Below are 11,873 nucleotides of genomic sequence, written 5' to 3' on the forward strand. Positions count from 1 at the left end.
TATGGGAGGCTTTCCATTAAAAAATAATCAAAATAAAGACATTTTTAAAGCTAATCTACAACCAAAAAATAATAAACTTATTTTGGTTGTTAAAGATAATGTGGGAAACTCACTTGCAGGAGTAAATTATAAGCTCATCGTAAAAGATTTAAGCTCACTAGGTGGAGGTACATTAGCTCAAGACTCTTTTTCAACGAATAGTAAAGGAGAGACAAGAGCAATATATTTTGATGCTTATTTAAATGCAGAAGTGACTATTTGGGTTAATGGTAAGAAGCCTGAGACAAGAGACGGGAAAAATGGAATTTATAGAATAAATGCTGAAAGTTATAGCTATATTGATACGAGGTCAGTATTTAATCAAAAGCTAGATTTAAAGCCTATAAAAAAAGAAACAGTTACTGTAGAGAAAAAAATTGAGGTATTGCAAAATGCTTTTGTTTTATATCAGGTTTTTATGAGGTTGGGTGGAAAGATAAAGTATTTCCCCAAAGGCGGTTATAGAATATTTAATGAAAAGAATGAAAGGTTGGATGCTTCATCCAAACAAATTAAACCAAGTGTATTGAATGAAAAATCGATATCCAATCTTTTGTATACTGATAATAAAACCTATATCGAATTTGATCTGAATGGACATAAATTTAAATCCCAATTAATGGCACCTTTGGTTGCTTCAACCAAAGGGAATTTTCATGCTTTTGAAATTAAATTGAGTAGTACCACTACAAATCCTAAAGAAACTTATACAGCGAGCTTAGGCGCTAAAACAACGTTACCAATAATCATTGTTCCAGAATCTAATGAAATTTATATTTTACCGATGGATGTTTTTAAGCCATTTGATAAATTGACTAAAGATTTTGAGAAATCTATATCTTCAATCTATAAGAATAAAAAGGATTTAGAATTACAGCTTGAGTCTAGAAGCCCATCTGACATTAAGAAAATAGAAGAAAGACTGGGTATTGCGAAAAAAGAAGCACTAGATAAAATTAATGGAGAATTTAAAAATAGTGCAGAAATTCAAGAGGTTCTTGTAATAGAGGCAAGTGGAAATTCAAATGGGAATCCGAATATCTTAAGAAGATATGCCAACAGGCGTAGAATTGAAGAGTTAAGAACTCAAAGGATAAATAAAAGCACAACTAAAATAAAAATTACCAGTGATACAGGGGCAAATTCCAGAGAAGGAACAGATGAGATAAGCACATCTAATCCCCAAGAGTTTAGTAATAGCTTAAAAAAGTTTATCAATGGTGTTGGCATTGAATTAGCAAATTACAAATCAAAGTCAGCAGATGAAAAAAGTATCCGAGACTTGTATTTACCTGTGTTGGGACGTGTTGGTGGAGAGTACTCTAATCAATATAATATGATGAGTGAAAATGATGAACTCACTGTTGATGCTCAGTGGATGAGGTTCGTCGGTACAAATGGCACAGAAGCTACTCTTAATCTGTCTAAAGAGCATTTACATGGTAAGGCTGAGGCGAAGGCGGCTGCAAAATTTGTATTATTTGAGGGACGAGCAAATTGGGACTTTTTTTGGCCATCTAAATACGGTTGGAGTATTGTTTTTGATGATGGAGATCCCATTGCGACAATTAGAGTTGTTGCAGGTGCAGCATTACAAGGATTTGCAGGTGCAAATCTAGCAATTGCAGGTCAAATGAGTGTCGCGATTGGTAACGTTGCAGGCTATCAAAAACTACAAGCAATTTCACATGATCCTAAAAAATCGATGAAAGATGCAGTAGATGCAGTAAAAGGCTTAAAAGTAGAAGTTAAAAGCAATGAAGATATACCTCCTGATGTGCTAAATAAAGCTCAAGTGGAAGTCAAGGCTTTTGCTGGCGCTCAGTTAGCACTCACTCCAAAAGTTGAATTGCAGTGGTTTAATGCAAATGGCAATCCTCGTGAATCAAGTGGAGACCCTAAGTTTGAAACATTAGCAAAAGCAGCATTTACCGCTGGAGTCAGTGGGGGTGCAGGAGCAGAATTTAATTTTTATATGTATATTCACACAAATGGTTCGATAAGAATTAAATTGGCTGCTCATTTATGTTATGGGGTTGGGGCAAAAGGTGCGGTTGATTTAGAAGTTAATCCTAAAGATTTAGTATCTTTAATGCTGTTTATCAAAAAGAATTTACTGAAAATGGGTTTTATGCATTTGGCCTATATTGCTACTGACTTATTTGAACAATTGTCACAACTTTTTGCGATGCTTGCAGCAAATAATGATTATACAATTTTAAAAAAATATTCAATCCAGCTAAAAAATACATCTCGCTTTTTTGAAGCTGTATCTAGTGATTTTAGGAAATGGACAGCTACAATTAAATCTGAAGAGGCAAAATTGGCCTGTGCTCAAAATATTAATAATAATTTACAGTCATTGATTGGTTTAACACCCAATTCCAAAGGGATTTTGATATATTCACTATGCCATTGGAATACTCGTTGGGCGCATTATGATGATTTTCCAGCTGTAGATTGGGACGGTATTCATTATTTGGATCAAAGAAAAACAGCAATTGTTAATATTTTTAAATCAACATTGCATGTAAATGAATGGAAAAATATTATAGAACGAATAAATGCAGAGGGTGAAAAAATAACTGGTGGTCAGAAAAATTTAGAAAGACATATTATCAATTTTTTAGCCAGCGGTTTAAACTTGGTGCGGTTTCAAATAGATAATATTGTTTTGGCTTTAAATAGCAATACAAAATATACCGGACCTACCAATAAATGGGTTAAAGACTTTATAGAAGCAAGAACGAGTTTGGAAGGTATTAAAACGTGGCCTTTACCACAAATTGCTTATAATCAGGATGATAGTATTTTTAAACAAGTCAAAATTATGCAAGGATATGAAGAAAATAATGAAATTTTATATTTAGCGAGTGTCAATGATAGACCATTATTTTCGGAACCCGATAATGACACATATTTAACTTAGGCAAATAAAGGTGCTTAATGAATAACAAGTAATTTATACATTTTATTTACTAAGCGCCTTTTTTAATTATTTAAAAATTAAATTTAGCATTTTCTCTAGGTAAGAAAGATATGCTAAAGGCTTAGACCAATGGACCTAGATTTAATCTTATTTTTGTATTGGGCTGAGACTATTTGCTGCACATCTCACTGAAGTTCTATAGTAATCTTCAAAGTCATGACCTTGCAAATTAGGTTCTTTAAACGTTCTTGAAAATGTAAAGCCAAAAGCAGTTCGAATCATATATTCATCTCTGGTATTGGTGCTTCTTAGTACTTTTGCTGTACCTGTTTCAGGTCCTTTGGGGTTTTTTTCAGGTGATTTAGAATAATAATCGGGCGCATACCAGTCAGCGACCCATTCTAAATTTTCATTGATTAAATCATAAAAACCTAATGGAGTGGGTTGGTATGCACCTAATTGAGAAACTAAAATGATGGCATCCCCTGAAACTTTACGAGAGAAATCTTTTTGTTGTTGATAACTATTAAAGTTTTTACCATATTCTACTTTACCATTATCGGTGGGGTAGACCACTTGTTGACCGCGGTTACGAGCAGCATATTCCCACTGCGCTTCGGTTGGTAAGTCCATAGGTACATTTAATTGTTGACCTAACCATTGGCAATAATCACGTGCTTGTTGCCAATTGAGTCCAGCTGCAGCATCTTTATATCTCTTGTCAATGATATCAGGATCGTTCATAACTTTGGGTTGTCCTGTTGCTGAACTATAGATGTCTAGGTCTTCATAACTGGACTTATATGCATTTAGGCTATAACTATCTAAAGTGACCTTGTGTAAAGGTTTACTATGTCCATCGCCATCAAAGGGTAATTTCCCTTTATTCACGAGTTCACCAAAGTCACCCATCATAAACGTTCCACCCTGTACAAAAATCATGTTCTTTTTGGTTTTGTCTACCAGTGTTTTAATTCTTTGTTGTAACTCAAGATCATTTTTTTCATTGGACTTTTGAGCTGTTGAATTGGTATGTGTCTCGTTGGTTGTTTTTGCACAAGCAGATAAGGCTAAGCTCGAGAGTAAAATAGCGATTATATTGTGTTTCATCATTTTTTAAATAAGACTATCAGTATTTTAGTTTTTATCTTAACTGCTAATTTGCACGATATAAAGGTTGATTCTGTTAAAAAATATAAAGGTCAAACGAGCTTTGAGTTTTATAACAAAGACAATTTAGGATAAAGGTTTAGGGCTATTGGCCGCACATCTAACAGAGGTAGTATAGTAGGATAATTCATCATTTGGCTTTTTAGGTTCCATGAACATTCTTGAAAAAGTAAAGCCAAAAGCAGTCCGAATCATATATTCATCATTAATATTGGTACTTCTAAGTACTTTTGCAGTACCTGTCTCAGGCCCTTTGGGGTTTTTTTCAGGCGATTTTGAATAATAGTCAGGTGCATACCAATCAGCGACCCATTCTAAGTTTTCATTGATTAAATCGTAAAAACCTAATGGAGTAGGCTGATGGGCACCGAGTTGAGTGATGAGTATTATCGAATTCTCTGCAACAGTTTCTGTGAATGCTTGTTGTTGTTCATAACTATTAAAGTTTTTACCATATTCTACTTTACCATTATCGGTGGGATAGACCACTTGTTGTCCACGGTTACGAGCAGCATATTCCCATTGTGCTTCAGTTGGTAAGTCCATTGGCACATTTAATTGTTGACCTAACCATTGACAATAGTCGCGTGCTTGATACCAATTAAGCCCTGCAGCTGCATCTTTATATCTTTTACCTTGTAAATCAGGATCATTCATAACTTTGGGTTGCCCTGTTGCTGCACTATAAGTGTCTAAGTCTTCATAACTGGACTTATAAGCATTTAGGCTATAACTATCTAAAGTGACTTTGTGTAAAGGTTTACTATGACCATCGCCATCAAAGGGTAATTTTCCTTTATTGACGAGTTCACCGAAGTCCCCCATCATAAACGTTCCACCTTGTACAAAAATCATATTCTTTTTGGTTTTGTCTACCAGTGTTTTAATTCTTTGTTGTAACTCGACATCATTTTTTTCATTGAACTTTTTATCTGTTGAATTGGTATGTGTCTCGTTGGTGGTTTTTGCACAAGCAGATAAGGCTAAGCTCGAGAGTAAAATAGCGATTATATTATGTTTCATTATATTGTTTTAAATTATGGAGTTGACTAAATATAAATCAATCATAAGGTAAATTGAATCTTTCGGAAAGAGCGTTTGTGTTATTCAAATGGTAATTTTAAAAAAAGCCCCTCAGGGCTTTCTCATCTCAACACATTCTTAAGGTAATTGCTTAATCGGACTACCACCCAAAGCTTGCATCAAAGTGACATAAGCATTGTATTGGCTTTGCTTGGCTTGGACTAAAGACAAACGAGCACTACGCGTGGTTTCTTGAGCATCCAAAACATTTTTTAAAGCAATTGCACCATTACGATAGCGTACATTGGTCAAACGTTCTGTTTTTTCCGCAAGTTCCAAGTTCTTTTGTTGAAAGGCGACTTGTTTATCTAGCTCAGTACGATTCGACAATGCATTTTCAGTATCTGCAAAAGCTTGGTACAAGGTATTGCGATATTGAACAATGGCTTTTTCATAGTCCAGTTCACTGATTTTTAAATTCTTTTGCATATCATTATATTGCAAAAACGGCAGGCTTAAGCTTGCGCCTAAAGTCAGTGCAGGATTTTTCAATAAATTTGTCAATGATGTGCTGGTTGAACCTAAACTCCCCGTCAAACTGATTGAAGGATAATAGCTGGCTTTGGTGGCATCTTTGGTCGCCAAAGATTCACGTAAACGCAATTCGGCTGCTTTTAAATCAGGACGGCGCGACAAAATATCTGCCGGCAAACCTGCTGAGATATTGGGTAGACTGATCTGCGGTAATTGCTGTGGTTCTTGAATATTTAACTGTTGCACAGGTATTTGTAATAACACGGCCAAAGCGGTACGTGTTTCAACACGTTGCTGTTCAATCTGACTTAAACTGGCTTTTTGGCTTTGTACCGATTGCTCAGCTTGAGTCAAATCTAGTCCTGAAACTGCGCCAGCGCGATATTGAGTACGCACCAATTCAAAGGTTTTTTGAGTAGCAGCTAGGCTTTGTTGGACAGAGCTATAGCGTTCATTTAAGTAACCCAATTGCCAATATAAATTTGCGGTTGTGGCAATTAAGGTCTGCCCAGTCGCTTGTAAGTCTTGTTCAGTGGCTAAAGATTCCCACTTCGATGCTTCAGTTTGACGTGCTAATTTTCCAAACAAATCCACTTCATAACTGACACCCGCACTGAGTGATAGGCCTTTGGCAGCATCATCACCTGAATGAAGGTCAAAGCTATGGCCTGTAGATACTCCAGAATTAACACGAGGACCTTGTTGGTCACGCGCTAAGCCAGCTCTTAAACGGGCTGTTTGTAGGTTAATCCCTGCGACAGCCAAATCAGCATTACGTTGAATCACTTGATTGACCAGTTGATTTAACTGAGCATCACCAAATAAGGTCCACCACTGATCTGCATATAAATCTGCCTGAACGTGTTTAGATTTTGCATTGTCATAAACAAAACCATTTGGAATTTGCACAGCAGGGGCCTCGTATGGGGTTTTAACCACAGCGGCACAACCGACCAATGAACTCCCAAGAATCAAGGCACTTGCAAGTTTGCTTAAATTCATTTGCATTAATAATTTCCTTATTCTTCGGTTATTCACGCGAAAGTGCATCAACAGGATTGAGCTGCGCTGCATTGCGAGCTGGGATAAATCCAAATACCACACCAATCAAGGTTGAACATACAAATGCCGCAATGATTGAGGTGCTTGAATACGCCATTTGGAAACTGCCTTTGGCAATATGACCAATCAACTGTCCAATGCCTAAAGAGAGTAGGACCCCTAAGATACCGCCCAAAATACACACCAAAACAGCTTCGATCAGGAACTGTTGCAGAATGTCACTTTGCCGAGCACCTACAGCCATACGCACACCGATTTCTTGGGTACGCTCGGTCACCGACACCAACATGATGTTCATTACCCCAATACCACCGACAACCAAGGAAATCACCGCAATGGCTGAAACCAGTAAAGTCATGGTTTGAGTGGTCTGTTCAATGGTTTGACGAATACTGTCAGAGTTTTGAGTAAAGACATCTTGTGCGCCATGGCGTTGTTCCAACAAGCTTAAAATGGCATTTTCAGCAACTGCAGTTGGATATTCATCTTTAATACGCACGATGATGCTACGGACATTGGATTGGCCTAACATTCGGCTCATGACGGTTGAATAAGGCAGATAAACATTGAGACTGTCTGAGTTGCCCATAAAACCTTGCTGTGCATCAATCACACCAATGATTCGGCTTGGAACACTCCCCAATAACAGCACTTGACCTACAGGGTTAGTGCCATCTGCAAAGAAAGTCTTTTCAGTATTGGCATCAATCACCACATCCTGCGCTCGCCCAGTGATACTGTTTTTATCAAAAGCTTGCCCAGATTTAAAGGTCATACCACGTACATAGAAGAAATCAGCACTGACACCATTGACGGTTGCAGAAGCTTCGGTGTCTTTAAAACGCGCTGTTACGCTACTATTGACTGTTGGACTGACTGCTTCGACATAAGGTTGCTCTGAGAGTGCTTCAGCATCTGCTGGAACCAAGGTTTTAAACTGTGCTGTTTTCGAGTTATCACCAAAGCCACGTCCCTGAAAGACGGTAATGGTATTGGTGCCTAAACTGCTGATGTTATCAAGAATCTGCTTTTGTGAGCCATTGCCCAAAGCCACCACCGAGACCACAGATGCAATCCCGATAATAATACCCAGCATGGTTAAAAAGGTACGCATACGGTGGGCATTCATTGCCAGCAATGCCATACGAAAGGCTTCTGCAAAACGATCTAATGCAGAGCGCCATTTGGATGATTTTTTACGATTTGACTTAGGTTCTTGGTCGACAACAACATCAATCTCATCATCATGTTCGGGAACATTTGGCTTATCCGCGATGATGTTACCATCACTGATTTCAATGATACGTGTCGCATTTTTTGCCACATTCATATCATGTGTAACTAGGATAATGGTATGCCCTTTGGCATTGAGTTCACGTAAAATACGCATAACCTCGACACCACTGTGCTTATCTAGTGCACCAGTTGGCTCATCCGCAAGGATGACATCACCACCATTCATCAAAGCACGGGCAATCGAAACTCGCTGTTGTTGTCCACCCGAAAGCTGATTTGGACGGTTTTCAGTTTTTTCACCGAGTCCTAAGTCAGTCAAGATTTCATGTGAACGCTTTTGACGAACACTCGGATCCATACCAGCATAAATTGCTGGAACTTCAACGTTTCCTGCGGCATTTAAATCACCCAATAAGTGATAGCGCTGGAAAATAAAGCCAAAATATTCACGGCGTAATTGCGCGAGTTCGTCAGGTTCAAGTTGACCTGTTTCACGACCATTGACTTGATAACTACCTGATGTGGGTTGATCCAGACAGCCCAAGATATTCATCAATGTCGATTTACCCGAACCAGATTGCCCAACAATAGCAACCAGTTCACCAGGGTAAATTTTAAGGTTAATACTCTTTAAAATCTGAATAGTGGATTCACCCGCAGGGAACTCACGAATCAGATTACTGACCTCAAGTAGAGGTTTGATCTGATGATTGTTCTGATCCATGCTTAGAGTCTCATTGGGCCACTGTTTTTATTGCTTCGTTTTGCAGAGTCATTAGATGTATCTGAACCATCTGCTAGTACAACTTGATCACCTTCATTGAGACCACGTAGTACTTGGGCGGTTACACGGTTATTTAAACCAATTAAAACTTGTTTACGTTGAGCACTACCATCCGCCTGTAAAACGCGAACAATCGAAACCGAAGCTTTACCTTCTTCAATCAAAGTCTTTTCATCTGCTGTGAGTTCAAGGCGTTCTGGGCGATCAGCTGTATTTTGTCCATTTTTATTTGCTTGACCTTGAGGCGCAGATGCTGAACGAGTTGAATTTGCACCAGATGCACCTTTTGCGGATTTATTGGCACGTTGTGGACGGTTTGAAGACTGTAATGCCGCAGCAGGAACAGTCAGTGCATTTTTGGCTTCAGCAAGAATGATATACACCTGTGCGGTCATATCAATTCGGAGTTTACCGTCATCGTTTGGCACATCGAATAGGGCATTATAATAAATTGCTGTACTTGTTGATGATGAAGATGAATTGCTTGATGTTTCAGTGTTAATTGATTCTGGTGCTGGCTCTACTTGACGCAGTGTTGCATAGCGTTTTTTCTCACTATCCCCCAGTGTGGTGAAATAAACTTTTTGACCTTCTTGAACTTTCATGACATCTGCTTCAGACACTTGTGCTTTGATGGTCATGGTGTCCAATTTTGCAAGTTTCACAATCGTCGGTGCACTTTGGTTGGCGTTTACCGTTTGACCTTCCTCGGTCACAATGGCTACCACTGTGCCATCCATAGGTGCAACAATACGGGTATAACCTAAGTTTTCTTGTGATGTTGCAAGTGTAAGTTTGGATTGTTCAATTTGTGCATCCATCGAAGCAATATCAGCTTGTGCTGTTTTAAATGCCGCTAAGGCACTGTCATAATCTGCTTTAGACGTTGCATCTTGTGCATACATATTTTTTTGGCGGTTATATTCTGCCTCAGCTTTGGCTAAAGTCGCTTGTTTGGTTGTCAGTTGGGCCTGTTGATTTTTAATATTTGCTTCAGCCGTTTTTAAGTCATTGCTTTGACGCACTGAATCAATTTGTGCAATTAATTGACCTTGTTTAACTTGATCACCCAGCTTGACGTACATTTTTTTGACTTGACCTGAAACCTGGGCACCAACGCTCACCATCTTGGTTGCTTCTAAATCACCTGTTGCAAGAACCGCATCTTCAATATCACCACGTGTAACTTCTGAGGTTATATACTGAGGTTGTGTATTTTTAGGCTTTAACACGTACCATGCGATCGCTGCAATGATGGCAAGACAGACCGCTATAAGAATGGCTTTGGCTGGTTTTATTTTTGGCATAGCGATAATTTGGGCTGAGAGAAAAATTGATCAAATTATAATGAGGAAATAAGGATAAAGCGTGAATTTTTTAAAATAAATCGAAATGAGAATTATTCTGTTTGATATCTATCTAAGCATTGATAAATAAAGTTTTTCCACATAATTCAGCAATACATTGTTGAATGATATGTTCTGGGCTTTCTTTGCTGAGTCCTTTGATTGCAGCATCTACACGCAATAACAGTTGTGGCCAAGTTAAAAATGAATGTGGATTTAAGCGTCTAAGTGCTTGTTGATACAAAGAAATCTTGGTTTTCCAAATACCGAGCTGTAAGGCATTTTGTGGTTGTTCATACAACTGCATCAAAAGACGCATTTCTTTACTAATTGTCCATAAAATTAAACTGTTGGGTTCGCCTGACTCCACAAGATATTGGAAAATTTTAATTGACAGCGCCAAGTTTCCAGCAATCAACGCATCACTTAAATCAAATGTACTATAGCGTGATTGATCCTGTAGACATTCTTGTAAATGTTCAATTTCAATCTGCTTTTGATCAGGGAAGGTATCTGCAACACGCATCAGACTATTTTTTGCAGCCAATAGATTGTGTTCATGGTGCTGTTCAAGCCAAATCCAGGCATCTTGATTTAACTGGACACCAAGTTGATCTGCTTCGATTGACAATATTCGTTGGCGGTCTTGTGGGTAATTAGCGGTTAAAGCAACCACAACACCATTGGCCTCAACTGTTTGAAAGAAGCTTGACTTTAGGTTGCTCGAGTCTTGTTTAGGCATAATGATCACAAGTAGGTTGTGTTCATTATGCTGAATATAGTGTTTAAGTTGTTTGAGTCCATTGGCATCAGGTTTGATATTGCCATGGACTTCAAGTGCAAGATTTTGAGAAAATAAAGATAAGCTATTCAAAGCATTAAAGACATTTTTCCAGTCGGAAACGCTATTGAGATCATAGCGTTGTCTTTCTACTTCATGTTTTGCCCAGCTTTTTCTTAAAGCATCCAGTAGGTTTTGTTCTAAAAGTGGTTCTTGACCATGTAAAACCCAGACACCTCGCGCTTCATCAACACGTTTAAGGGCTTGTAAATAGTCAAGTTTCATAGAGTTATTGCGCTACAGGTTGGGTCGAAAGAGTACGTGCTTTAGGTAAGCGATTGGCTGCAATTTGACGCGACATTTGTTGTGCAATGTCATCAATCAAAATTTGGCTGAGATATTTATATTGTTGATCATCTGTGTTGACCGTTGCAACATCATATTGATAACTACGAGATGCATTTAAGGTCCGAGGTTCAGTAATCGGATTCCCTTGTTTATCTTCAATCTGGAAAGTAACACTTAGACGGAGTAGTGTTTCCACCAATTTACCATTTAACTCATGACGAACAGGCTTGTAGTCTAATACTCGTAATATATAAGCGTCACTTGAATTACTCAGTTGGACACCTGTTGCAGTTAAATAAACACTGAGTTTCTTCTCAAGATCTTCAGTATTTGCAGGCAATACTAGTTGTAATTTGGTGTAAACCAAAGGTGTTGCTTGAGCATTGGTGCCCTTTAAATGAAAGCCACAACCTACTAAGCCCGCACTTAGACCCAAAGTTAATACAACTGCAGCAACACGTTGAACTAAATGCATGCTTTGTCCTCATGAAATTCCATTGGATATGGAATATTTAATCTTTATAAATTCACGCCATTTTAGAATCAAAGCCCGTTGAATGACAACGGGCTTTGTTTGGGTTTTGTTTATTCTACTAAAGTACCTTCTCCCTTAGGGAGAAG

At 38.2% G+C, this 11,873-nt stretch carries 8 protein-coding genes; 1 reads left to right on the top strand and 7 read right to left on the bottom strand.

Translation table 11 applies throughout. From position 1 onward, the window contains the following. Position 1: 1 nt before the first annotated feature. Positions 2-2,968 carry a hypothetical protein gene (locus WFN33_RS13190; protein ID WP_336953540.1) on the top strand — a complete coding sequence of 989 codons (2,967 nt, stop codon included), beginning with the start codon at positions 2-4 and terminating at the stop codon, positions 2,966-2,968. A gap of 147 nt (positions 2,969-3,115) precedes the next feature. Here the strand turns inward: WFN33_RS13190 and WFN33_RS13195 are convergent, their stop codons facing one another. The 7 genes from WFN33_RS13195 to WFN33_RS13225 form a co-directional block, all read right to left on the bottom strand. Continuing rightward, the gene (locus tag WFN33_RS13195; RefSeq protein ID WP_336953541.1) at positions 3,116-4,078 is read right to left on the bottom strand and encodes a formylglycine-generating enzyme family protein; all 963 of its coding nucleotides are present in this window, start codon (positions 4,076-4,078) and stop codon (positions 3,116-3,118) included. A gap of 126 nt (positions 4,079-4,204) precedes the next feature. Next, positions 4,205-5,161, bottom strand: coding sequence for a formylglycine-generating enzyme family protein (locus tag WFN33_RS13200; RefSeq protein WP_336953542.1), 957 nt, complete (start codon positions 5,159-5,161; stop codon positions 4,205-4,207). Between the two features lie 138 nt (positions 5,162-5,299). Continuing rightward, positions 5,300-6,703, bottom strand: coding sequence for an efflux transporter outer membrane subunit (locus WFN33_RS13205; RefSeq protein WP_336953543.1), 1,404 nt, complete (start codon positions 6,701-6,703; stop codon positions 5,300-5,302). A 22-nt stretch (positions 6,704-6,725) separates the two neighbouring features. Further along, positions 6,726-8,717, bottom strand: coding sequence for a MacB family efflux pump subunit (locus tag WFN33_RS13210; RefSeq protein WP_105714400.1), 1,992 nt, complete (start codon positions 8,715-8,717; stop codon positions 6,726-6,728). A gap of 2 nt (positions 8,718-8,719) precedes the next feature. Next, complete coding sequence (locus WFN33_RS13215) at positions 8,720-10,084, bottom strand: MacA family efflux pump subunit (RefSeq protein ID WP_336953544.1); 1,365 nt, start codon at positions 10,082-10,084, stop codon at positions 8,720-8,722. A 112-nt stretch (positions 10,085-10,196) separates the two neighbouring features. Continuing rightward, complete coding sequence (gene holA / locus WFN33_RS13220; protein ID WP_336953545.1) at positions 10,197-11,189, bottom strand: DNA polymerase III subunit delta; 993 nt, start codon at positions 11,187-11,189, stop codon at positions 10,197-10,199. A 4-nt stretch (positions 11,190-11,193) separates the two neighbouring features. After that, positions 11,194-11,727 carry an LPS-assembly lipoprotein LptE gene (locus WFN33_RS13225; RefSeq protein WP_336953546.1) on the bottom strand — a complete coding sequence of 178 codons (534 nt, stop codon included), beginning with the start codon at positions 11,725-11,727 and terminating at the stop codon, positions 11,194-11,196. Between the last annotated feature and the right edge of the window lie 146 nt (positions 11,728-11,873).

Source organism: Acinetobacter sp. AS167 (assembly GCF_037152175.1).
Classification (GTDB): domain Bacteria; phylum Pseudomonadota; class Gammaproteobacteria; order Pseudomonadales; family Moraxellaceae; genus Acinetobacter.